The 25681-nt window shown below is 44.3% G+C and carries 15 protein-coding genes; 10 read left to right on the top strand and 5 right to left on the bottom strand.

The genetic code is table 11. The features are described 5' to 3' along the window. Window position 1: 1 nt before the first annotated feature. Both QQL36_RS29885 and QQL36_RS29880 read right to left on the bottom strand, forming a co-directional pair. The gene (locus QQL36_RS29885; RefSeq protein WP_321567801.1) at window positions 2-3349 is read right to left on the bottom strand and encodes a SusC/RagA family TonB-linked outer membrane protein; all 3348 of its coding nucleotides are present in this window, start codon (window positions 3347-3349) and stop codon (window positions 2-4) included. A gap of 194 nt (window positions 3350-3543) precedes the next feature. Beyond that, window positions 3544-4599: a FecR family protein gene (locus QQL36_RS29880; protein ID WP_083722340.1), complete on the bottom strand. Its 1056-nt coding sequence runs from the start codon at window positions 4597-4599 to the stop codon at window positions 3544-3546. 148 nt (window positions 4600-4747) lie between these two features. On the opposite strand from QQL36_RS29880, the gene QQL36_RS29875 reads away from it, so the two are divergent. Further along, a complete protein-coding gene (locus tag QQL36_RS29875) occupies window positions 4748-5452 on the top strand; it encodes a DUF4198 domain-containing protein (protein ID WP_083722339.1) in 705 nt (234 codons plus the stop codon). A 69-nt stretch (window positions 5453-5521) separates the two neighbouring features. Here the strand turns inward: QQL36_RS29875 and QQL36_RS29870 are convergent, their stop codons facing one another. Together QQL36_RS29870 and QQL36_RS29865 are read right to left on the bottom strand one after the other, a co-directional pair. Beyond that, window positions 5522-7024, bottom strand: coding sequence for a CotH kinase family protein (locus QQL36_RS29870; protein WP_321567800.1), 1503 nt, complete (start codon window positions 7022-7024; stop codon window positions 5522-5524). A 155-nt stretch (window positions 7025-7179) separates the two neighbouring features. Next, window positions 7180-8052, bottom strand: a complete 873-nt coding sequence (locus QQL36_RS29865; RefSeq protein WP_321567799.1) for a hypothetical protein — start codon at window positions 8050-8052, stop codon at window positions 7180-7182. Window positions 8053-8221: 169 nt separating this feature from the next. Here QQL36_RS29865 and QQL36_RS29860 point away from each other — a divergent pair, with 169 nt between their 5' ends. Next, on the top strand, window positions 8222-9304 hold the full coding sequence (locus tag QQL36_RS29860) for a DUF695 domain-containing protein (RefSeq protein ID WP_321567798.1): 1083 nt from the start codon (window positions 8222-8224) through the stop codon (window positions 9302-9304). A gap of 452 nt (window positions 9305-9756) precedes the next feature. Here the strand turns inward: QQL36_RS29860 and QQL36_RS29855 are convergent, their stop codons facing one another. Next, window positions 9757-12252, bottom strand: coding sequence for a glycoside hydrolase family 2 protein (locus QQL36_RS29855; RefSeq protein WP_321567797.1), 2496 nt, complete (start codon window positions 12250-12252; stop codon window positions 9757-9759). Between the two features lie 198 nt (window positions 12253-12450). Here QQL36_RS29855 and QQL36_RS29850 point away from each other — a divergent pair, with 198 nt between their 5' ends. From QQL36_RS29850 to QQL36_RS29815, 8 genes are all read left to right on the top strand, one after another. Continuing rightward, window positions 12451-14691 (top strand): glycoside hydrolase family 38 C-terminal domain-containing protein, encoded by a 2241-nt coding sequence (locus QQL36_RS29850; RefSeq protein ID WP_321567796.1) that lies wholly within the window; start codon window positions 12451-12453, stop codon window positions 14689-14691. Further along, window positions 14688-16931: a GH92 family glycosyl hydrolase gene (locus QQL36_RS29845; protein WP_321567795.1), complete on the top strand. Its 2244-nt coding sequence runs from the start codon at window positions 14688-14690 to the stop codon at window positions 16929-16931. Before QQL36_RS29850 ends, QQL36_RS29845 begins: the two co-directional genes overlap by 4 nt. Before the next feature lie 11 nt (window positions 16932-16942). Beyond that, complete coding sequence (locus tag QQL36_RS29840; RefSeq protein WP_220388735.1) at window positions 16943-18331, top strand: SGNH/GDSL hydrolase family protein; 1389 nt, start codon at window positions 16943-16945, stop codon at window positions 18329-18331. Between the two features lie 8 nt (window positions 18332-18339). After that, window positions 18340-19152, top strand: a complete 813-nt coding sequence (locus tag QQL36_RS29835) for an alpha/beta hydrolase family protein (protein WP_321567794.1) — start codon at window positions 18340-18342, stop codon at window positions 19150-19152. 197 nt (window positions 19153-19349) lie between these two features. Then, window positions 19350-21131: a RagB/SusD family nutrient uptake outer membrane protein gene (locus QQL36_RS29830; RefSeq protein ID WP_321567793.1), complete on the top strand. Its 1782-nt coding sequence runs from the start codon at window positions 19350-19352 to the stop codon at window positions 21129-21131. A 19-nt stretch (window positions 21132-21150) separates the two neighbouring features. Next, window positions 21151-21573: a DUF5004 domain-containing protein gene (locus tag QQL36_RS29825; protein ID WP_321567792.1), complete on the top strand. Its 423-nt coding sequence runs from the start codon at window positions 21151-21153 to the stop codon at window positions 21571-21573. A 7-nt stretch (window positions 21574-21580) separates the two neighbouring features. Continuing rightward, window positions 21581-22597 carry a DUF4961 domain-containing protein gene (locus QQL36_RS29820; RefSeq protein ID WP_083722329.1) on the top strand — a complete coding sequence of 339 codons (1017 nt, stop codon included), beginning with the start codon at window positions 21581-21583 and terminating at the stop codon, window positions 22595-22597. Further along, complete coding sequence (locus tag QQL36_RS29815; protein ID WP_415751038.1) at window positions 22588-25677, top strand: SusC/RagA family TonB-linked outer membrane protein; 3090 nt, start codon at window positions 22588-22590, stop codon at window positions 25675-25677. Before QQL36_RS29820 ends, QQL36_RS29815 begins: the two co-directional genes overlap by 10 nt. The last annotated feature ends 4 nt before the right edge of the window (window positions 25678-25681 follow it).

The raw sequence follows: 25681 nt of genomic DNA, 5'->3' as shown, positions 1-25681 counted from the left end.
ATCAGAATTGGGCTTGTAATGAAAAGGTGATGCTACGCGCAAAGGGATAGTCAATCCCTCTTTCCTGCTCTACTGATGACCAGCGCAAAATGTCATTGGCCGTCATTCCCAGTCGTACCATCTTTTTTATTACACGCAGGTCATAAGAGCAATAGATAGATTGCAGAGACAGTACGTTGTTTGGCTGAATAAAACGGGAGGATACCTGTGTCTGTCCCCAGTCTGAAATACTTTTGTAAAATGTTTTATCTCCCGGTTGCTTCCATTTCTCTGCAAATACACGACTGTCTACATTGTACCGGGGATTGGCATTTTCTACCCTGTCTACCAGTGTCTGGTTGTACATGTCTCCACCGAACTCTGTCTGGAAGTTGATACTCATCATGAATTTCTTATAATGAAATGACCCACCAAATGAGCCTTGTGCAAATGGGGTGGCATCGCCAACTACCCTTACATCACGGGCATCCCATTGGTAGGTAAGTGTACCATCCTGTTTTACAAATATCTCTTTCCCATTTTCCGGGTCAATACCCAGTGAGCGTACAGCATAGATCGCATCATATGATTGCCCCTCTTTGTAACGGAGCAATGGTACCCCTTTATAATTGCTGTTATTCTCCTGTTCCTGGTTAACTTTGTTGTTATAGGCTTCCAGTGAATTGGAAATGCGGACGATCTTGTTGGTATTGTGTACAAGGTTAGCATAGACATTTATACCCCAATTCCTGTTTTGTACCACCACAGCCCGCATACTGAGTTCAATCCCTTTATTCTCCATGTCTCCCAGGTTTTCCTTGTAGGAACTAAAACCTGTTGAAGGAGCGATACTGATATCCGCCAATAGGTCCTTTGTAAGTTTATAGTACACACGGGGAGAAAGGAAGATTCTGTCATTGAAGAGACCGAGATCAAAGCCGAAATCTGTGCTGCGTGTTTTTTGCCATCCCAGGTTTTTATTGCCGTAATTATCAACGGTAGCGCCTATGCCGGAGGAGTACCAGTTATCCTGATCATATGTATAGGTTGTGCGGGAGAGATAAGGACTGAATTGCACAGAGCCGGTAAGACCTGTTGTAAAACGAAGCCTTAACTGGCTGATAGCAGGATTGCTGAACCAGGCTTCCTTATGCAGGTTCCAGCCTACACCCAAAGACCAGAAAGGTGCCAGTCTGTTGTCCGTACCAAATTTAGAAGAACCGTCTGTACGCACAGTGGCATCCATCAGGTACCTGTCTTTATAAGAGTAGTTCGTACTGATAAAGTCGCCAAACAATCTTGACCTTTCTATATTGCTACTGGGGTGGGCACCTTCTGCATACCCTTTGGCAAAACCTACGCTGGTAAAACGATCATTGGGAAAGCCTATCGCCGTAAAAGAAGAATAGTCGGAAAATTCAGTTCTGATATTCGCACCTGCTACAAGGTTGATGCTATGTTCGCGGATTTGCTTTACATAGTTCAGGCGAATGTTTCCATCCCAATAAGTTTCTTTTGTTTTACTACTGGTATAAGAACCTTTCTGATCCGTCTCAGAGGCCGCATAGAAATAAAATTCATTTGCCAGCGGGGAGAGAAAATTATCGCCATTGGTTTGTCTGTTCGTAAAACTCATCTGACCACGTACACGAAGTCCTTTGGCAATTTCAAACTCCGCAGCAAAGTTGTCAATGATCTCGTTATAGTTGTTATTATTAAAACTGCTAAGGGTGGAGTTGTACAATGGATTCAGCACATAATCATATTGGTAAGCGCCTCCTGTACCATTGCGGTCACTCCATGTTTCCAGTTCACGGAGCATATTCCCGTTATCATCTGTAATGCGGTAGTAAGGGTTGGTTTTTACATAATCTGAGAAACTGCCATAGGGAGATTCTTTTGCCTTTACCTGTGTAATGGTCAGCTCATTCTGGAATTTAATTCTATTGCTGAGGTTATAGCTAAAATTCATGCCGCCGGAATACTGATCACGGGAAGAGCCTTTCATCACACCGGGTCTGGTTTGATAGCGAAGGTCGATGCCATACCTGAAATTCTCGGCACCACCCTGCAGGTATACCCCATGCTTCTGGCCAACGGCCGTGCGCAGTGGTTGTGAGAGCCAATAGGTATTCACACCGCCGACTACATTTTTCAATTTCTCGTAATACAAAACATCCAGGTTATCCTGTGGCACTTTTTGCTGACCGGCATCGTACACGCCTGCCAGCTGTTCGTACTGTAGTTTTTGTGTCGCATTCAATACATGATAATCTGTAAGGTCCGGACTATTGATATTGGTTTCATGATTATAAGTAACCTGCAATTTCCCATTGGCAGGTACTTTGGTCGTAATGACCAATACCCCGTTTGCCGCGCGGGAACCATAGATGGCGGTAGCTGCCGCATCTTTCAGCAACGTAACGGAGGCAATGCGGTTCATATCAAGATCAAATACTTTTTCGAGACTCACTTCGTAACCATCCAGGATGAAGGCCGGCAGGTTCACAGAGCTGGTGATGTTATCCCTTCTGAGTATGCCATCGCTACCGGTGGGCAGGGCAGAAGATCCTCTTACATTGATCACTGGCAGACTATTCGGATTAGAACCATTGAAATTGTTGTTGAGTATTTTAAAGGAAGGATCTACCATCTGCATACCCTGCAACAGATTTTGCGGACTCAGTTCTTTCAGCTTTTCACCACTTACCACCACAGCAGTACCTGTGTAGTTGTCGCGATGTATTTCCTGATAACCGTTCACCACTACTTCATTCAGACCGATTTTGGCATCTTCGAGTACGACATTGAGTTTGCCGTTTTTAGCCTGTCCCGCTTTATATACAGCAGGTTGGTAACCAATAAAACTAAAGGAGATGGGGGCATCTTCATTAGTGATCTTAATTTTAAATTCTCCATCATTGCTAGTCTGGTATACTTCATTCTGTACCCTGATGCTTACACGGGGCAGGGGTTCACTGAGCCGGTTTCGTACCGTACCGGTTATTTCCCGCACAGTATCCTGTACATTGGATGGGGTAGTGGCCCTGATCACGACTGTTTTGTCTACAATATGCCAGTTGAGCGGCATGCCTTTTAAAAGTTGTCCCAAAGCTGTTTCCAGGCTTACATTTTTGAATGCTACATCTACTTTTCCAAGTTTGCGGATGTCCTTGTTATTGTAAAAAAAAGTATAGCCTGTCTGATTGCTGAGTTGATCAAACGCCTGATCGAGAGGAATGTTTTTGGCTGAGATAGTGACCTGTGCATAGGACTGAATACTTACAAAAATGAGTACCAGGATTACTGAAATGCTGGTACACAGCGATTTCCGGCTAATAAAGATTTTAGCCCCAAGATTAAAATGCATACTTTTGGTTGATTTTAATAAAAGCATAGCCAGTTGCTATCCGGCCCATCGACATGCGGGATAGCAAGGCATTGTTTTCTGCTGGTAAGTGTTGCTTCACTTACCAGCTTTTCCTTCGTTGTGGTACGCGAGAAATCAGATAAATAAAATATTTATCACGGTGGACGAAATACGATTTTCATGTAGTTAATTAATTAGTATACGATTAATTGCCGGCCATTCATTTTAAAGTTGATTCCTGATAGTTTTAAGATCTCCAAAACCCTCCCCAGTGGTTTATCCCTCGGTATTTGTCCATTAAATTCATCTCCTTTTCGTTCTGATTGGTAAGTCACTTCTATATCGTACCAGCGTTGCAGCTGGTTCATGACGGTTTGTAAACTGGCATCTTTGAAGTAAAACAGGCCGTTTTTCCAGGCTGTCACTACTTTTAGATCAGATCGTGCTACCTGTATGCCTTCAGGTGAAAAATGAGCCTCAAAACCTGGTTTTAACAGCGTCTCGTTTACTTTGACTGCACCAGATACCAGGGCAGTCTGGATAGCGCTTTCATCTGCATAGGCCATAATATTAAATTCAGTACCCAGTACTTGTACTGTCTGTTGCCGGCTCTTTACAATGAAAGGTTGTGTGCCTTTTTCAACTGCGAAGTAGGCTTCACCATCCAGTTCCACCTGTCTGTATTCCCCTTCAAAATGGTCGGGATACTTTAGTTTAGTGGCGGAATTAAGCCATACCTGGGTGCCATCCGGCAGGGTGATCTGGTATTGACCACCTTTGGGGGTGATCAGTTGCATGTATTGTACGCCAATATTTGTGTTGGTGACCTCATTTCCATCCTTATAAATCACCTGTTTCCCTTTGACCACAATGCCCTGTTGCTGGCTGTTCAGCGTTATTTGCCGCCCGCTGGCCAGTTGCAGAACGGCATGATTGCCACCGGGACGAATAGTGTCAATATGGTTGACCAAAGGCTTTTCTACCGGGTTGACTGTATGGAAGAATAAGATCCTGACTGCAAACAATATGGCAACAGCAGCAGCAACGAGCCGGGGCCAGATGTTAACCTTCTTTGGTAAAGGAAGCCTGTTCCCAATACGTTGCAGGCTCTCCTGCACATCGTCAACAGGGGCAGATGGTTTAGCCGCCTCCATATTATACCAGGATTCCAGCATCGCTTTTTCTTCATCAGATATAGTGCCCGCCTGATATTTTTCAAGTAATTCGATCAGTTGTTTGTTTTCCTTCATTTGTGGTGGTATATGTTAAAGACAAGAAAGGATTGAAAAGGTCATATCCGTTTTTGAAAAAAAATTTCGTTTTGCGTAAATAAAATTTCCGATTGGCGCATCTCGTCTATGTAGATTTCCTCATTTTTGCGGCAAAATTTCAACCTAGATGAAGAAACTTACCCTCAGTATTGCGCTGCTATTGTGCGCATTTTTTGCATCCGCCCATGCTGTATGGATTGAAACCGCTTTGAAAGGCACAAAGAATAAGGCGCAGGACGTACGGGTGTTCCTGGGAGAATATGCCGCTAATGAAAGGGATTCAGTCAGCAACTGGTTTAGCAATATGAAGGATGTTAAACTGTTTGTGACCACACCTGCTGGCGCCCGTGAGGAAATCTCCCTCAAAGCAGACGGCAGAAGTCTGGCCGGTCAGTTTACCCCTGCTACAGAAGGTACTTATACCTTAGCTATCAGTCATACTGTCGAAACAATATACGGAGAAACGAAGATTGAATACTATGCAACTGCTACTGTAGTTGTTGGTAAAGAGAGTCCTTCTCAGTTGTCGGCCAGTACATTGCTGTCTGTCGTACCTGGTGCCGAAGAGCCTAAAGGCTTTGGGAATGTGCCATTGACAATATATAAAGGTAAAGCACCTCTGGCAGATGCAAAGGTAGAAGTGATTTCTCCTGATGGTTGGGTGAAGGAGTTAAAGAGCGGACAAAATGGAGTGGCTAACTTTACACCTTTACAGGCAGGACAGTACCTGGTGGAAGCTTCTTATAATGAGAAGTCTGAAGGTACGCACCACGATAAACCTTATAAATCAGTCGTGCACATTGTAACCCACAATGTGAATGTGAAGAAATAAATCATACATAGCAGTTTGATAAATGAAATGGTCTGGAGTTTTTCCAGACCATTTTTAATTGTGGAAATTTTAATTTGGCGAAGCACCTAAGCCTGCAATAGCCTGATCCAGCCATGCCATTCTGTTATGTAGCCATGTCTTCATGTAAATCACCTCATTATCGTACGAGCCCCAGATAGCATAGTTCGGAAAGGTGTAATTGTATAGTGTATTATACTTGTTGTTGTTCTCAATCACGGACCATTTCAGATCGGTAGCATTCTTATTAATAAAGGCCAGAATATCATTTTCCTTTGCTTTAAAATAGAGCCACCGCTCTTTTACTTTGTCTACGAATGCGGGGTCTTCAAAGAGCCGGGAGATCCAGATGGCATTCTTTATCCAGAAACCAGTGTAGTCCTGGTTATTATTATAATATACATTCCCAAGAGAAATGTCGAAATCCCAGATAGGTCCCATCTTTAATTTACCACCAGGTTTCAGGTTCATGTAACAACTGGAATAAAAAATGGCATCATTGTTCTTTGTAATTTCATTTACCAGGTACCAGTCAACAAAGCTGTTTACATCCAGGTATTTGTTGTATCCTTCTACAGAATCCGTGAAGTTAGGGCTGTAGAGTGCTACTTCGGCCATGTACACAAACTGATGGATGTAATTATATTTCGCATCGCCTGGTGTGACAACCGGATCTTTGATAGTGCAGGTCATGCCCATTGTCTGGAAGTAGATATCATCTGCCGCCAGTCTGTTCAGCTGGTCTATTTCCAATACATAACCATTGTCACCTACGTTAACCCGGTTGGTACCTGCTTCGATCTTTTCCATGACCTGATAGGTGCCGATGTACACTTCGTTCAGGAATACTTCTGCAAAGTGGCCGTGGGGTGTCCAGTCCTGGTTACTCAATTGACCCATGTAATAGGCAGTTGCATTGCGTAGCATGGTCTTGTCAAAATAGTTAGCGATCAGGAGCCAGTCTTTTGCTTTAGGTTCACCGAGTACAGAAGTCTTGCTGTCGAATTTGATCTTGTAGGGATTTTTTGGATTGCCCCAGGTGGTGCCGCCATGGCCCTTTATCTGCATTTTTGCTTCTCCAAGATCGGCGTATTGGCCAGCACCGTCGATAGTGACCGAACCTTTGACATAAGTATCTTTAGAGGTGATAGCTGCTTCGGTTTGAATTTTGATGACAGGTAATCCTGTAAAGTTAACCAGGTTGACGGTGTAGTTTGATTTAGCACCGTCAGTACTGGTGATTGTGTAGGTGAGGGGCTTTTTAAAGTTCTGTGGAGTAACGCCGCTGGTTTGCAGGCTGTCATTGACTGTGACGGTGGCCCCCTCGCTCTCGAATGATGGAATTAAATTACTTAGATTGGAATAATAAGGGATTCTGCCTGTGATCGTATTTCCACTGATGGTCATATTGATCGTGTCATTCAGGTAGAGTTGGTTTTGGGCGGTGTCAAACCAGAACCGGTAGAAGTTGTTTGCTGCTGCGACCTGCGAGAATGTCTGGACAATGATTTCTTTTTTACAGGAATAACTGGCAGTCAGAATAAGGAATAGCATAACATGCCTTTTTTGTAAAAGCTGTGGTCTTTTCATGTGGATGGAGGTTATGGCGTAAATAGTTCGGAAATGGTAATTTGGGATTCTTAGGGGGCGAATTTACTGTAATTATTTGAAAATCCAATATTTATGAAAGTCTGCTAATCATGCTGGACTTAGTTTATCTGTGCTAAAATAGCCTGGTAGTACTTTTCAACAGCATTTTCTCCATAGGAGAGATACAGGTAAGGCTCTATCAGTTCCAGTTCCATCAACACAAAATGACCGTTGACCATCAATCCATCTACACGGGCATACAGACAATCCCTGGCATATTGCGCTACATAAGTCGCTGCATGGGCGATTTCCTCTTCGGAAGGGTAGAGGGGATCGATTGATCCGCCATAGATCTGTTGTACCCTGAAGTCGCCTGCTTTTGGTTTTTTCAGAATAGTATGGCTGTACTGAACATTGAAGAAGGTATAGGACCATTCTCCATTCTGAACTTCATTCATCAATGGTTGTACAATGTAATCACCATCCGTCAGTAAAGCTACCACCTTGTCATAGCAGTCCGCCGCTTCATCTTTGTGCACCACAATAGTATTTTTAGAACCACCGCTTACGCAGGGTTTGATGATGATGGCGTCAGTTTTTAACGCTTCGAATAAAGGGTATAGATCTCCCTGCCAGCCCTGCGCTAAAAATGCGGAAGGAATCACATCAAAACCATCCGCAATGATCTCTTTCAGGTAATGCTTATCCAGGTTCCAGCGAACCACCTTATAGTCATTCAGGAGGCGGATATTCAATGATTCGATCTTATCCAGCCATGCCTTGAATGCATCTATTTTCTGGTGGTAATCCCAGGGCGTTTTTAATAAAGCTACATCATATTTTGTCCAGTCTACCGTAGGGTCATCCCATATAGTGGCTTCAATATCAAGGCCTTTATTTTGTAAGTAGGGTAATAAGTCACTGTTTTCATTAAACCCATTGGCACCGGAATATTTAATGTCCCCCGCATAGGTAATGTATGCAATCTTCATCTTTGTATCAGTTATAATTAAAACGATGCAGTATGTTCTCCTTTCGGCACGATGTTTTAATGCGTTGCAAAGCTAAGAATTTTATCTGTTTCACGCTGGCTCACTGTCGCTGTAGTTACTTTGAAGACAAAACAGTAACTTTCGCCTGAATTAAAAGATTCGTGACCCCATGGGACTATTTGATTTTCTAAAGCAACCCAGTCCGAATGCCTATTTCTGGAGTTGGTTCAAAAAGCACGAACGGGAATTTTTTAAGGTACTACAAGAAAAAGAAGATATTCAGGGACAGTTTATTAACCCGCTGGCCAACAGGCTGGCGAAAGTCAGGGACGGTTATTTCTTCCTGGCGGGCATGAATAAAGGGACTGCTGAACTGATTTTTACAGCAGATGGTAAGATTAAAAACATTCCGTTTGTAGAAGACCTGGTAGCATCGGCACCCGCTATCCCGGGGTGGACGTTCATCGCATCCAAACCGGCATCCCTTACTGAAACCCAGTCTATTGGTATGGGCGGTTTCAGCTTTGACTTTAATTCCCTGTTTTTTTATGCCAATGAAGATCCTGCTTATCCTGATAAGATTAGTATAACAGTAGTGCATGATCAGTATACTCCGGAGGATAGAGAGCAGATATTCATGGGCATATACATCTTTTTGGACAATTATCTGGGAGAGCTGAAGTCCGTCACAGTCATTGACTCGGTGGAAGTAGCCGGAAAAGATGACACGGAGAAGGAACTCATCCCCATTCATAAATTGAAAGCATATATCGACTGGCGGGAAAAGGAGTTTGTAGAAAAATACGATGGGGTCATTTATGATAAAGCCAAAGACAATTATACCCTGTTATCAGGAGAGGATAATAACGGTATGCCCATGTTGCTGGTGATCAATACAGGTGCCATGCAATACGCCCATCCTTCCTCTTATCCGTGGATACTGGAATTTATTATGAAATATAATGGGAGTGATGGGCTGCCAGACAATGAGACCCTGACTTTCATGGATGAAATAGAAGAGGAAGTGAGAGCCCTGATACCTGACAATGATTTCCTGGATATTGGTCGCGAAACGGCAGGTAACAGCCGGAGTATTTACTTTGTTAGCCGTGAATTCCGTGCAATGGCAAGGGCTGCCGATGCCATCAGCAATAAATATGAGAATAAAATGGAAATAGAATGGGACGTTTATAAGGATAAATATTGGCAATCCCTGGATGTCTTCAGATTGGAAAACTGGAATTTAGAATAAATAGAATACACCATATGCGTTTAAATGTAATAATGCTGCTGGCATCAGTGATTATTTCCTGTAACTCCAAAAGTCATGTGATGAGTCAGGACGAGTTTGCGCATGCGTATCTGGAGGCGTTGAAAACCAAGCACCCAGCCGTGGGGATTATGTGGTGGCGATTCCGAACCGGGACCTGATCTTTATCACCGGGAGTAATAACAAAGCAGGGATCGATACATTGAGGAAGTATGCAACAGAGAGTTATGCTACCGGCAATTATACGGTATCAGATCACCTGTATAAATGGAACGGGACTAAGTTTGAAGTTTTTTAAATACCAATTCGGGAAAAAAAGGAGCGTGTATCAAAAGTAAGATACACGCTCTTTTAATTCGGGCACCTGATGAATCCAGGTATCCATTTATGCAGTTCTAAGGAGGTTCATTTATTTTTGATACATCCTGCTTTTTTTAGTTATAAGCCGTAGCTACTAATTGCCCATCTACATCTGTCTTTATCTCTTTTTCTTCACCCTGCATTAAGGAGAAGTAAGAATCACTGATAATCGCTGGCAGTATCTGGTTACCTTTACTATCTTTTAGCTGGAGACGGATACCTACAGCAGGTGTATGGGTTGAGTTATTCTTAATGGTATAAGTGTGATTACCTTTTTTAGTTATTATAACACTTGAAGAAGGTAGTTTATTTAATAAGGTATAATCACCTACCATATACTCATTCGCAGACAATAACTTTCCATGGTCATATAATTTCAGCCGCAGGAAAGATAAGCCGGTAGTATCTTCCATAGTGGTGAATACATCACTGATATTCGTTGGCGCTACCTTTACAGTCGCTTTTTTAGTAGCGATTTGTTTGCCATCCGTATTATAAATACTGGCTTCTACGGTTACCTCCTGCAAAGGATAGTTCTTATTATTGATCACCTTCACGATTTTACTTGCCGGGTTCCATTGTACATGTATTGGCTCACAAGCAGACTTAGCACCAAAGTATGCACCTGTCAGATCATAGTAATAATCGTATGTTTGCCATATCATAGTTGGATATGCAGACTGACTCATCCAGATGAGCATACCAGATGCATCCTTCCACATATGGTCATTCCAGCCTTCGAACATCGCCTTCATGGTTTCAAGATTCAGCAATTGAGCTTTCTTACAAAAGTCTTCCAAAGATTGAGAAGGTCCATACTGCTGATTGATATCGTTGATATATTTTACCGGATCAGCCCCACCACCAAGGCCAAAGTCTGTGCAGAAGAAATGCCTGGCCCACATATTATCCTTGCTATTTACCGCTTCTGGTGTAGGTGCTACCCAGAACTCTTTCGGCATAAACTTTTTAAAGCTCTCCACGTTGACAAAAGTGGCTGTACCTAATTCACTCCGCATCCCCCAGCTGTTGTTGGAGAAAAGATAACCATTGTGTGGATCAGTGAAATAAACCTTAGGAGCTACATTCGCCCAGATGCCGCTACCAGAGAGCACTTTGCTGCTACCATGAATGGAGAAGTTTGGATTGTCTACACTTGCATTAGAACGGGGCAGGTAGAGTTTATCATCTGCATCATATTGTTTGATGGCAGTGGTGATGGCATTGCTGATATCACCATGCGCATTGCTACCGGGTGTACCTTCGTTTGCACCACACCAGATGACGATGGAAGGATGGTTCCGGAGTTTTTTGAGTTTTTCAACTACGTTGTCTGAAAACATCTGCAGACTATCAATCCCCCCGATATTATTCAGCCAGAAGTCATCCCATACCATAATACCGTATTTGTCGCAGTATTCATAGAAGGCATTGTCGGTAACTTCGCCTGTCCAGTTACGGATCATGTTGAAGTGCATGTCCTGGTGCATACGGATGCGTGGTTCGTAGTCCTTGTCTCTTACCTTCAGCATATAGTCAGACATCCCCCAGTTGCCACCTTTTACAAGAATAGGTACATTATTGATGTATAGACGCATGGGGCCATTCAAAGCCGTAGTATCGCTGCTCACTTTCCGCACACCAAAGTTTTGTGTAACCGTGGTAGCTGTTTCAAAAGAGAGTTTGCAGGAATAGAGAAACTGATCACCATAACCATTGGGCCACCAGAGATGAGGATGTTGTAGCAGCTGTTGTGGCAACGAAATTTCCTGATGGGTGCCGGGTGCTAAAGTAACAGGCGTAGAACTGATGGTGATATTGCCTGGTGTGATCACAGCCTTCAGTTTACCGCTGATTGCAACAGGGGAGGAGTTTGTCAGCTGAGCGGCAATGTGCAGGGTAGCCGAATTGGTATCCGGCATTACCGCGCGTACCCAGGGATCAGAGATAGTAACTGGTCCGCTGACGGTGAGTGCCACCGTATCAGTAATACCGCTGTTCAGCCCTGGCACCGCCGGCATCCAGTCCCAGCTGCCACTACAAATATAGGTAGGGCTTTCCCAGTTGGCCAAAGGATGATCGTGATCAGGATCCCATTTGGGAGGCGCGATCAATACCCCGATGGCATTTTTGCTTTTTAATAGATCTGTGACATCATAAATACCCCTTTGCATGTGGCCATGTAAAGAGCCAAGCAATTTACCATTCAGGTAAATGGTCGCGTACTTATTAATACCATTGAATTTCAGCCATAAGCGCTGATTGTTTTTCAGGCTGGGCGCGGCAAACTCAGTCCTGTACCAGAAAGGACGGTTATATTTTGCCTTGTCCACCTTGTAAATGTTTTCTGCATAATCGGGATCCGACTCTTTTCCGGCTTTCACATAGGCATAGAATACGGTGCCGGGAACGATGCCGGGCACCCAGTCGTTGTCGTTGAATCCTGCTGTGGCAATGTCCGCTGCATGCGCCTTTGTGTCGGCTTGCGGACTAATTTTCCAGGTAAGTTGCTGACCATAGAGTATTGTACCAGTAACATGGAATAATAGCAACAATGCAATTGATTTCATAAGTGGTAAAATGTTTCCGCAAAGATTATGGATTGTGATTGAGAATAAAAAATATTTGCTAAACCGGTTTAGGTGAATTTTACAAATATATAATAAATAGTTTAATAGGTATTATAATAAAAATAATATGTTAATGCTATTGCTGGATAATTTCTTTTATTCTTTATTTGCTAAATCAGTTTAGCGAATTTCACGTTTATGAAAAGTACCTTATTCCTATTACTAGCATGGGTTATATGTGGATCTGCTTCTGCACAGAAGGCCTGGTATATCGATGGGTACCATGGTGGCGTATGGGGGCATTATCCTGACTGGAATACCCGGTTTATGGCCGATCAGCTGGCCGCCCATCCTGACTGGAATATTAATATTGAAATTGAACCGGAAACGTGGCCACGCGCTATTCAGGTTGATTCTCCGGCATTTAATGACTTCAGAAAGTTCTTCGACGCAGGACGGATTGAATATGTCAATCCAACTTATGCGCAGGGATATTTATACAATGTTTCCGGAGAAAGCATTATCAGGCAGTTTCAGTATGGGATACAAACACTCAAAAGGTATTTCCCAAATGCTGAATTTACTACCTATTCATCCGAAGAACCTTGCTTTACCAGTGCATTACCACAGATCCTCACCTCCTTTGGGTTTAAATATGCTTCTTTAAAGAATCCGAATACCTGTTTCGGCGGCTATACCCGTGCACATGGCGGAGAAAAGGTATACTGGACAGGGCCGGATGGTAGTACGATCCTCACTTCTCCCCGGTATGCAATAGAAGCTCTTTCTAATCAATCTACCTGGCAGACCATTGCCTGGAATAATGGTCCGGGTTATCTGCATAGTGCATATAATGATGGTATACTACATCCTATTGGTATGACCTTGCAGGATGCAGGTTGGAAGGGTGGTCCTTTTATCGGGAATAATGCGAACTATACCACCTGGCGTAATTACTTTGAGCATGTAGTCAATAAAGACAGCGCTACCAAATGGAAAGTATCGCAGGAAGATATCTTAGTCAATCTCGTATGGGGATCACAGGTAACACAAAGGATTGCACAACAGGTGCGTGCAGCTGAAAATAAGATCCTGCAAACAGAAAAACTTTTAGCCGTGGCTGTGTGGGAAGGAAAAATGCAATGGCCACAAGCGGCATTTGATACGGCATGGCGTACCTTATTACTGGCAGAACATCATGACTGCTGGATCGTTCCTTATAATGGACAACCCGGCGATACCTGGGCGGATAAGGTACGTAACTGGACGACACAAACACACCATATATGTGATAGTCTGGTAGACGTGGCCTTTGCCAGACAAGACTATGCACACATCACCCTTATCAAAAACGGTTACCAGCTGGAGAATGACATGTACCGTATCAACATAGATACTGTACATGGTGGAGTGATTACCGAATTGTTAGCTAAAAAAATAAATAAGTCTTTTGCTGTAAATGGCTTCAATGAATTACGTGGCAACTTCTATGAAAAAGGAGGCCGTCATTCTTCCATGGAATCTCCTGTTAGGGTCACCCAATTACCAGACGGTTTGCAAATGAAAGGCCTGATTGCAGGTACCCCTTTTACTCAAACCATCACACTAACATCCGGTGATCCAAAGATTGATTTCGTCTTAAATATGGACTGGAAGGAAAACACCGGAATCGGCCAACCCGTAAAAGGAGAATACAAATGGGAGATGCGGGAAAAGCCTTTCTACAATGACAGCAATAAACTACTGGTCGTTTTCCCATCTACTTTAAAAAACGTGCATGTAGCCAAAGATGCACCATACGATGTAACCGAAAGCCAGCTGGAAAATACCTTCTTCAATAGCTGGGATAGCATTAAAAATAATATCATCCTGAACTGGGTAGACATTACTGATGGTAAATATGGTATGGCATTATTCACAGACCATACTACCAGCTATACGCATGGCCGTAATTTCCCTCTGGGTCTTGATATTCAATATTCAGGTATGGGGTTATGGGGCCGGAACTATACCATAGATGGTCCCACCACCGTGCATTACGCCATAGTACCACACAAAGGTAATTGGGAACAGGGCAATATTCCTGCTGAAAATATGCAATGGAATGAGCCAATGATCAATCAAAACTCAATCTTCACACTGGAAGGCTCCCCTGTACAGGTAACCTCCATGACCTGGAAAGATGGGCGCCTGATCGTAAGGCTATATAATCCATCTACTAAAGCGAGTCAGGCACGGCTGAGTTTCAGTAGGGAAATAGGAGGGGCTACGCTGCTGGAACTAAATGGTGAAAAGAGGAAAATAGGAGGAGCCACATTGGTAAAAATAAATGGGAAAACAAAAGCAAACGGAAAAACGAAAGCAATTATGAACAATAAGCAGGTAATAGTAGATTTACCTCGTTTTGCTATTCGTACACTTTCAATAAATCCACAATGATGCAACTCAGGCACGTACTTATATTTTCTTTAATCGCCGGCAGGACCATGGCTCAAACGCCTGCTGACTATGTCAATCCATTTATCGGGGCCAGTACCAGCGTGGGTGCGGCAGGTATTTATCATGGCCTGGGAAAGACCTTCCCCGGCGCTACCACTCCTTATGGCATGGTACAGGTTAGCCCCAATACCATAACAGGTGGAGATAACGGTTCCGGTTATAGTTATGAGCATACCAGCATCGAAGGGTTTGCTTTTACCCAGATGAGTGGGATCGGTTGGAACGGAGACCTCGGTAATTTCCTCGTAATGCCCACTCTGGGACCTTTAAAGACCAGCAAAGACGGTTACCGTAATGATTATATCAAATCAACTGAAAATGCTGCTGCGGGGTTTTATTCAGTAAAACTCAACAACCAGATCCAGGCAGAGATGACCGCAGCCCCACATAGTGGTATGCTCCGCTTTACTTTCCCCGCCGGTAACCAATCCCGTATTCAGATCGATCTGGCCCGTAGGGTAGGAGGTACGGCTACCAAACAATATATTAAAGTTGTAAACGACAGCACAATCACCGGCTGGATGCAATGCACTCCTGAAGGTGGTGGCTGGGGCGATGGCGAAGGCCATGCTGATTATACTGTGTATTTCTACGCTGTCTTCAGCAAGCCACTCCGCAATTATGGTGTTTGGAGCGCCGATATCCCCGATAGCTGGACCCGGAAACTGGAAGATGTAACCAGCGATCGTTATCTGCAACAGGTAGCCAAATCCCAGGTCTTTCCAAAAATAAAAGAAAAAGAAGGTAAACACCTCGGCTTCTATACCGAATTCGATACCAAAGCAGGGGAACAGGTCCTCATGAAAGCAGGTATCTCTTTTGTAAGTATGGCAGGCGCTGAAAATAACCTCCGTCATGAAATCACCAACTGGAATTTTGATGGCGTAAAAAATCGTGCACATGCCAGTTGGGACAAAGCCCTTTCTAAAATTAAAGTATCCGGTGGTACTACCGAAGAAAAGAAAGTATTCTACACCTCCCTCTATCATACCATGATCGATCCCCGTATTGTAGAAGATGTAGATGGTAAATATACAGGCGGTGATGGCAAGGTGCACACTGGCAACACCTTTCACAAACGCTCTGTTTTCAGCGGATGGGATGTATTCCGAAGTCAGATGCCTTTGCAGACGATCATCAATCCATCTCTCATCAATGACCTGATCAATTCTCTCGTTACCCTGGCAAAAGAGAAAAACAAAGACTATCTCGAACGCTGGGAACTACTGAATGCTTACTCCGGTTGTATGCTGGGTAATCCTGCCATATCTGTCATCACTGATGCCTATGCAAAAGGTATTCGCAATTACAATGTCAAAGATGCTTACCAGTTATCTGTAAACTCTCAGCAACGTTTTGGTAATAGTCAACTGGGTTATACCCCCGGTGATCTCAGCATTTCCTATACATTGGAATATGCCTATACTGATTGGTGTGTAGGCCAGCTGGCGAATTGGTTAGGTGAAAAATATTCAGCCGATGGTGGTGCTTACAAAAACATCTTTGACAAAGAAAAAGGATGGTTCAGACCCAAAGATAAGGAGGGTAACTGGTTACCCTGGCCTGAAGAAGGCAGATTAAAACAATGGTATGGTGCCATCGAAGCCAACCCTTATCAACAGGGATGGTTTGTACCACAGGATGTAGATGGCATGGTCGCACTCATGGGGGGCAGAGTCAAAGTCGTAAAAGACCTCGAATCATTCTTTGAGAAAACACCTGAGAATATGATGTGGAATGACTATTACAACCACGCCAACGAACCTGTGCATCATGTACCTTTCCTCTTCAACAGATTGAATAAACCATGGCTCACCCAGAAATGGACCCGCGCTATCTGCCGCCGTGCTTACCACGATGGGGTAGAAGGGCTGGTAGGTAATGAAGATGTAGGACAGATGTCCGCCTGGTATGTACTGGCCGCTATCGGTATTCACCCTGTATGCCCCGGCGATACCCGTCAGGAGATCACCAGTCCTGTATTTGACAAAGCTGTCATCGGCAACTTCACCATCAAAGCCACTCACAATTCACCAGAGAATATTTATATACAGAGCGCCCGTCTGAATGGTAAGCCTTTCAATCAATGTCACATCGACTACAAGGATATTGTAAAAGGGGGCGTACTGGAACTTGTAATGGGCCCATCTCCCAATGAGCAATGGGGTATCACTAAATAACTAAATTTCACATGCGAAAGAAATTACTGATTCTGTTCATGGCTGCCGGCGCAGTAACGGCAAAAGCACAACAACAAGCTGCACCTTTCCAGAAAGGAGACCGCGTTGTCTTCGTTGGCAATAGTATCACAGATGGCGGACATTACCATTCCTACATTTGGTTGTATTACATGACGCATTTCCCGGAGCGACGCATTACCTGTGTCAATGCCGGAATTGGTGGCGATGTGGCACAGCAGATATACGAACGTTTTGACGATGATGTATTATCGAAGAAACCCACCGTGCTCACCCTGACCTGGGGCATGAACGATTCAGGCTATTTCGAATGGTACCGTGCTGATGGAAAGGATACTATGCAAAAGCGTATAGCTAATTCTTACAATTACTATGGAAAGATTGAAGAGAAATTGAAACAAAGATCTGATATCAAAAAGATCCTCATCGGTGGTTCTCCTTATGACTACACCGCTAAGTTCAATGATAAAAATCGATTTCCTAATAAAACCGAAGCCCTTACTGAAATTGTAGCTTTCCAGGAACAGGCAGCCAAAAAGAACAACTGGCCGTTCGTTGACTTTTACCATCCGATGATGGCGATCAATCAACGCGGACAACAAAAGGATTCTACCTTTAGCCTGACACCCAGTGACCGTATTCATCCTGACAATGACGGGCATATGGTCATGGCTTACCTGTTCCTGAAAGCGCAGGGCCTGGACAACAAACCTGTAGCTGTAATCCATGTAGATGCCGGCACAAAACAGGTAAAACAACAAACCAATTGCCAGATAAGTGGTGTAGCTACAACTGCCAATGGTGTGAGCTTTGGTTACCTGGCGCAGTCACTGCCTTATCCATTGGATACCATTCCTCGTGGCTGGGGCCAGCTGCACAAACAATCTGATGCATTGAAAGTAGTGCCTTTCGACAAAGAATTCAATCAGGAAATACTACAGGTGAGCGGTCTGAAAGCCGGTAAATACAACCTGCTCATGGATGGTGAAAATGTAGGTACCTACGATGCCAGCGAACTCAATGCCGGTATCAATCTCGCAGAAAACACCCGTACGCCTGAATACCAGCAGGCTATTCAGATCCGTGAAATGAACGAAGAACGCTGGGACATCGAAAGAAGAACAAGAATGTATGCGTGGATGAACTACGACTTCCTGAAAGGAAAAGGCATGCTCTTCAAAGATAGCAATGCCGCGATGGATTCAGTGAATGTATTTGCTGCGGGCAACATCTTTGTAGCCGGTAACCGTGACAACTACACCCGCTCCCGTTACAAAGCATTACGCGATGTATGGCAGCAGGAGCAGGATGTGCTGATCAATAAAATTTATGAAATCAATAAACCTCAGTTGCACAAAGTAGCCATTGTTGCAGCCAGATAAGCCGACTTATGAGATACATCTTATCATTACTTTTTGTACTGAGTTCGGTGCGCCTGCTGGCGGCCAAAGTAGATACTATTACAACCTATAGTTCGTCTATGCAAAAGGAAATAAAGGCGGTGGTGATCACACCTGCTGATTATAACAGCAGCCGCCATTTTCCTGTATTGTATCTGTTGCATGGGTATAGCGGTAACTTTGGCGACTGGATTAAAAAGGATCCGGAGCTGGCCGTGCTCACAGACCTATATCATATGATCATTGTGTGTCCGGATGGTGACTTTGGCAGCTGGTACTTTGACAGTGAAATAAAGAAGGATTCCAAATACGAAACCTATGTAGGAACAGAGCTGGTCAACTGGATGGACCAGCACTATTCTACTATTCCCAATCGTTCAGGCCGGGCTATTACCGGTCTGAGTATGGGAGGACATGGCGCACTGTTCCTGGCTTTTCGCCACCCCAATACTTTTGGTGCGGCAGGAAGCATGAGTGGGGGAGTGGACCTGCGTCCATTTCCACTCAACTGGGACCTGGAAAAATTGTTAGGTAAGTATAGCGAGTACCCGGAGCGTTGGGAGAAAAACAGCGTGATTAATATGGTGCACCTGCTTATTCCCAACTTATTGGACCTGACCATCGATTGTGGCGCGGAAGACTTTTTCCATAATTGTAATGAAAAGCTCCATGAGAAACTGCTGGAACGGAATATTCCACATGATTATACCGTGAGGCCGGGTGGGCATACATGGGAGTATTGGTCAAATTCCATCCAGTACCAGGCATTGTTCTTTCATAATTATTTTCAAAGGAAAAAATAGCATTTTTAATTTGCTAAACCGGTTTAACAATCGTATTTTAGTGCTCTGACAAACAATCAACCAGAACAGGATTAGGAACAAGGGGGGAAGAAAGATTTCACGTTTTTATTGTGCTAAATCGGTTTAACTATTTAAGATGTTGAACCTTACAAACTATACCACGTTAATATTCTGATACAAATAAATCACGCCCATTTATGATAAAACGCTGTATTCCCGTTTTTATACTAATGGCAGCAGCTCTCATCTATTCTTCCTGCCGAAAGGAAGGATTCCTGACAGCAACCACTACCACGAACCTGGATGAAAAAAGTGTATTTGGCGATAGTTCCAGAACCGTGGGATTTCTTGCCAACATTTACTCCAACGTAGGACTGAGTGCGAGCCTTAGCCGCTTTTCCTACAACTACATCGTATGCGGTGGTTTAGAAGCTGCCTGTGATGAAGCTGAGCCTTCACACGCATTCTCCACACCTGCTACCCAGTTTGCCACCGGCACTGTCAACTCAGGTATCATTGGCGAAGAGCCTTACAAAACCTGCTATTCTCAAATCCGTGCTGTCAATGTGCTGTTAAAGAATATAGACAATGCCCCCTTAAGGCAGGCCTATAAAACACAGATGATTGCGGAAGCCCACTTCCTGCGAGCCTGGTTTTACGCCATTCTCGTACAGCACTATGCGGGTGTACCTTTGGTAGGCGATACTTTGCTATCTTATGATAAGCCTATTGTGGCAAAAAGGAGCACCTACGAAGAGTGTGTCAATTACATCCTCTCTGAATTAGATGCTGCCGGCAATATTTTACCTGTCACACAAACCGGCCTTAACTATGGACGTGCCTCCAAAGGTGCTTGCCTGGCCCTCAAAGCAAGGGTGCTGCTGTACGCTGCCAGCCCTTTATTTAATGGCACCACCTTACCTGCCGATGCAGGTCCCGGTGGTGGTGTGAGTGTTGATCCATCATTGGTAGGTTATCCAACTGCTGATAACAACCGCTGGAAACTGGCAGAAGAAGCTGCACAGGCAGTCATTACTTTAGGCACCTATACCCTGAATACTAAGAACGATTACCAGACCAGCTCTCCCGGATATGGCTTCCAGGGCCTGTTCCCTCAACGTGTAAACACAGAATACATTTTTCAACTCATGCGCCCCACTGGTAACAGTGACTTTGAAAATATGTTCCTGCCACCATCCAGGGGTAGCAATGGTACCGGCTCTTTCCCTTACCAGGGTTTGGTAGATGCCTTCCCTATGAAGAATGGCAAACTCATTACCGACCCATCTTCCGGCTATGATCCGAATGATCCGTACAAGAACCGTGATCCCAGGCTGGATTACAGCATCATCCACGATCAGACAGTGTTGCTCGTACGTACCAGCAATGGTCAGACAAACGGTTCCGCACCTGTGAATATTTATGTAGGCAACTATAATGGTGTTTCTACTGGTCAGGATGCCGTTCACCAGGGTACACTCACCGGTTATTATAATAATAAGATGCTGGATCCCGAAGCCATTGCTGCGACCATCAACCATGGTTCCGACAGGGTACAACCATTGATGCGCTATGCTGAAATGCTGCTCAACTATGCAGAAGCTGCCAATGAATACGAAGGACCAACCGGCAATGTATACGCTGCTGTAGAAGCGATCCGTGAACGTGCAGGCTTAGATCCTTATCAGCTTCCTACCGGTCTTTCTCAGTCTGAAATGAGAACCTATATTCAAAATGAAAGACGTATAGAACTGGCATATGAAGGGCATCGCTTCTGGGATGTAAGAAGATGGAAGATTGCCCCGCAAACAGAAAATATTCAATCAGCAGGTATGGAAGTAGACAGGAATAACGGAACTGTGAGTTACAAACCATTCAATGTAACTAAACACAACTTCCGCGCAGCAATGTACCTGTGGCCTTTCCCTTTATCTGAAACAGGTAAATCTTCTGAACTGGTCCAAAATCCCGGCTACTAATCCTTAATCACTGCATGTTATGAACCGCTATATAATTCCATCACTCCTTTGCCTGCTGCTCTTTTCCTGCAAGACAGAAGAGATCTCTCCGGTAGGCGAAGCTCCCAAAAATATTTCCGGTAGCTGGAAGATCCTGAAGGCTACAAGGAATGGAACTGACATCACCAACGCGTTTGACTTCACACAATTCAGGGTGAAATTTGATTCCACAGGCAACTATACCATCGTAAACAGGGTGCCTTTTCTCGTGAATGCAAATGGCACCTACGTCCTGGATGATCCTGCATATCCATTCAGAATCACGTTCACCCCTCAGGGGGGATCTGCTGTTGCCACTCCCTTCAATTACATCACCACGGTGGGCGTGCGGCAACTGAACCTCACCTTCGTACCGGGTTGTGAACTGAACGCATATATCTATACACTGGAAAAAGATAACTGATAATTTTATGCTTCCACGTTTAAATATTAAAGGACGTAAGATCTGGATGCTGTCCGCATTACTCCTTATCGGCATAGTGTTCAGCTTCTGTCATATAAAGATCTCTAAAGTTACCATCCCTGCGTCCGCCAAGGTAGGTGATGTTGTACCCATCCAACTGGACATAGATGAATCCTGCAACTCCGGTGGTAGTGATCGCCTCATACTTGGTGTACTGATGCCCAAAGGCTGGAAAGGTACGCAGAACATGACGGCGACCTACAAGAGCAGCAAAGGCGATGGCTCCTTTACCATGGTGCCACTCACCACCCTTGCTGCTCACGGAGATGGCAAGAACTGGCCTGATTATATGAGAGCTACCTTCGGCATTGCCGGTAACCTCATTGATGATATGGAATGGGTCGTTATGCAAAGTGATAATCCATTCACCTATGCAAATGGCGATAAGATCACCGGCTCTATTTATATCAACCTGAAAGTAGGTGCGGATGATAATCCTACTGTTGTAAAACTGGCCTATGTAGTCGCTAATACGACCAACGGTTTTACCTCCGATACCTACTTCGATGAAGGCTATGGTCCTACCGCAGAATATTACAACCAGTACATAGGCGATTGCTTTACGGTGACTGGCGGCAGCGGCGACCTGGTTGACTTCTGTAATCCACAACTCACTACCGTTTCTCCACCAAAGTCGCTGGACAACGATCTCGTTACTATTACATTCGACTCCAATGTAATTGAGACGGAACTTTCCGGTAGTGATGAAGTATACCTCTGTGCAACAGGTACGACCAGTGATGGACAGACAATCACTATCTGTGAACAGACTTCCAGAACACTGATGAAAGGGGTAGGCAGCGGCCGCTATGAGATTACCCTCTGGCCCCGGTCATTCTTCGGTGTGAGCGATAGCCAGACCGTTACCAACATGACTTACTACATCACAGATAAGACCGGCACCAAACAGGTGGGATATGGTAACACCACTGCTCCTTTCACTTACAAATTTAAATGTGGATGATTATGCGCTACATATTTTGCCTGATCTGTCTGTTTGCATTCACGCAACAAAAGATCTTTGCCCAGGACGCAAAAAAGTCCGGCATCAATGGCACTGTTGTCAATGAATTCAGCGAACCACTGGCCGGCGTAAAGGTCATGGTAAAAGATTCAAAGAAGGAAATATTTACAGATGCAAACGGAGAGTTTCATCTGGATACACCTCCCGGTACCATGTTAGTGTTTTTGTGGAAGGACTATTATACCCATGAACTGAAAGCCACCGCTGAAATGACGGTACAGCTCACTGATGCATTCCTGAAATCTCCTAACCAGGTAGATATGCTGTATGAAAGAGTAGACCGCTCCAAAGTATTGGGTGCCGTGTCTACCATCTATACAAAGCAATTGACCACTACACCTGCTTCTTTATATGTATACGCCATTCCCGGCCAACTGTCAGGCGTGTATACCAAACAAAACAGTGGTTTCACTTCTTTCAATGTGAGTGAAATTTCTTCTTCTGCCATCATCGGGCAAACACTGGTGAACGCCTCTTCCAATAACAACCGCTCTACTGATAACTCTGAAATTAGTCTGAGTGTAAGAGGACAAACACCCGTTACCGTGATTGATGGCGTGCAAAGAGAAATCTCTTCTATCGATCCGGAATCCATTGAATCGATCTCTATGCTGAAAGATGGGTTGTCTACCTTATTATTAGGTAATAACAGTTCCCGACCGGTAATGCTGGTGACGACGAGGAGAGGGGAGATGGGTCGCCCGCATATCACATTCACGGCGCAGACCGGCATGCAGCAGTCATTAGGTTTACCAAAACCACTGCCCGCTTACCAATATGCTTACCTGATGAATGAAACACTGATGAATGATGGAAAGCCTGCCCTGTACAGTGCAGAAGATTTCGCTGCATACAAGAATCATACGGATCCTTATGGCCATCCTGATATCAACTGGTTCAAAACTCTCCTGAAAGATTATACACCTATCTCCAACTACAAACTGAATGTGAATGGTGGTACAAATGTGGCCCGCTATTCCGTATCACTCAGTTACTTTGACCAGGAGGGAATTTTCAAAACAAGTCCGGATGTATCTTATAGTACGAACAATAGTCTCAAACGCTATGTCATCAACTCCGACATAGGTGTGCAGGTGAATCAGAACCTGAATGTGGACCTTCAGTTATTCGGTCGTGTACAGAACACCCGCGAACCGGGTAATGATTACAACGGTCTGTTGAATGCACTGTTTTCAACGCCTAATAATGCGTATCCTATTTACAACCGTAATGGCACCTTTGGTGGTAACAACATCGGTGGTAATGGTGGCCCTTACAGCAATAACCTGTTGTCAAGAGCACAGTATTCAGGCTATACTCAAAACAATACCAATGACATTCTCGCGAATTTAGACCTGAACTACAACCTGAATAGTGTGCTGAAAGGGTTGACATTCAAAATTAAAGGTAACCTGGCATACCAGTCTATCACCGCACTGGACAGGAGTTTACAGAATCCATCTTATGGTTACATAGATAGCGCCTATGTGATTTATGGTACCACTACCTCCCAAAGCAATGCATTCCGCACGGTATTTACTTCCCGTCAGTCATATGCACAGGGAAGCCTGAACTATAACAGGAGCTTCGAAAAGAGCAATGTAGATGCACAGCTGATGTACGACCGCAAGTCCGTCGTAGCGAACTATGACCTGGCATCTACCACCACCAATGCAGGAGGTAGAGTAGGGTATGACTACAATAAGAAATACTTTGTAAATGCAACCCTGATAGGTAGTGGCAATAACCGTTATCCTGATGGCAAACGCTGGGGCCTCTTCTACGGTGCCGGTTTGGGATGGGAAATGGGCAGTGAGGATTTCATCAAAGAAAACCTTCCCTGGATCAGTGGTTGGAAATGGAGAGCTACTTATGCCAGAACAGGCAATGCGAATATTGATCTGAACGCCTCTTTATATTACGCTTATTCTCAAACCTACAATTCCAATAACAATGGTAAGAATTACCAGGTAGGTACCGGCTACACCACCGTCTATTATCAGTACGAAGGTTCACTGGCCAATCCTTATATCACCTGGGAAAAAGCAAACAAGTTCGATGTAGGTACTGACATCTCTTTCTTCCAGAATCATTTACAACTCACGGCCGATTACTACCATGATGTATATTCAGATATACTGGGGTATCGTGGTAATTCTATTGCCTTGCTGGGTACCGGTTATCCTTTGGAGAACATTGGTAAGAACCAGTATCATGGTATTGAGTTGTCTCTGACTTACAACAACCACCTGGGCAACTTTAACTACTTCGTCACTACAAACGGAAATCTAGCTTATTCCAAAATCATCTACAACGATGAACTGGCTACTCCTTATGCCTGGAACAAAAGAACCGGATTACCAGTATCAGGCACCTATTATGGCTATACATCCCTGGGGCTTTACCAGAATGCCGAAGATGCCGCCAGTAGTGCACACATAGCTGGTTATACCCCACAACCCGGCGATATTAAATACAAAGACCTGAATGGAGATGGTGTGATCGATGCCTTTGACCAGTCTACCATCGGAGGTACCAAACCACTGGCATTCTTCGGTGTCACACTGGGTGGTAACTACAAAGGATTCAACTTTAGTTTCGTCATTCAGGGTGTAGGCAACAGGCAGATCAGTGCATTGAATAATGCCGTAGATCACTTTGGTATGGACTATAACACCACGAACGGTCAGGTATATGAAAATGCGACTGGTCGATGGACACCGGAAACTGCAGGCGAAGCGACCTTGTCAAGACTGGCAGTATCCGCTACGAACAACAATACGATGTTCTCTACTTTCTACCTGAAGAATGGCAACTATGTAAGACTAAAAAACGCGGAGATCGGGTATTCACTGCCATACAGTCTGCTAAAGAGAATCCGCATCTCCGGTCTGAAAATATTTGTGGATGGCGAGAACCTCTTTACCATCGCTGGCTTTAAGGGCATGGACCCGGAGGTACAACCATATAGCTATCCCATTCAAAGGGTAGTAAGCACAGGTGTTAGTATTAAGTTATAAAAGA

Source organism: Chitinophaga sp. LS1 (assembly GCF_034274695.1).
In the GTDB taxonomy this organism is placed as follows: Bacteria; Bacteroidota; Bacteroidia; order Chitinophagales; family Chitinophagaceae; genus Chitinophaga.
Note: the sequence above shows the minus strand (reverse complement) of the source record. Positions and strands in the feature narration are given on the sequence as shown.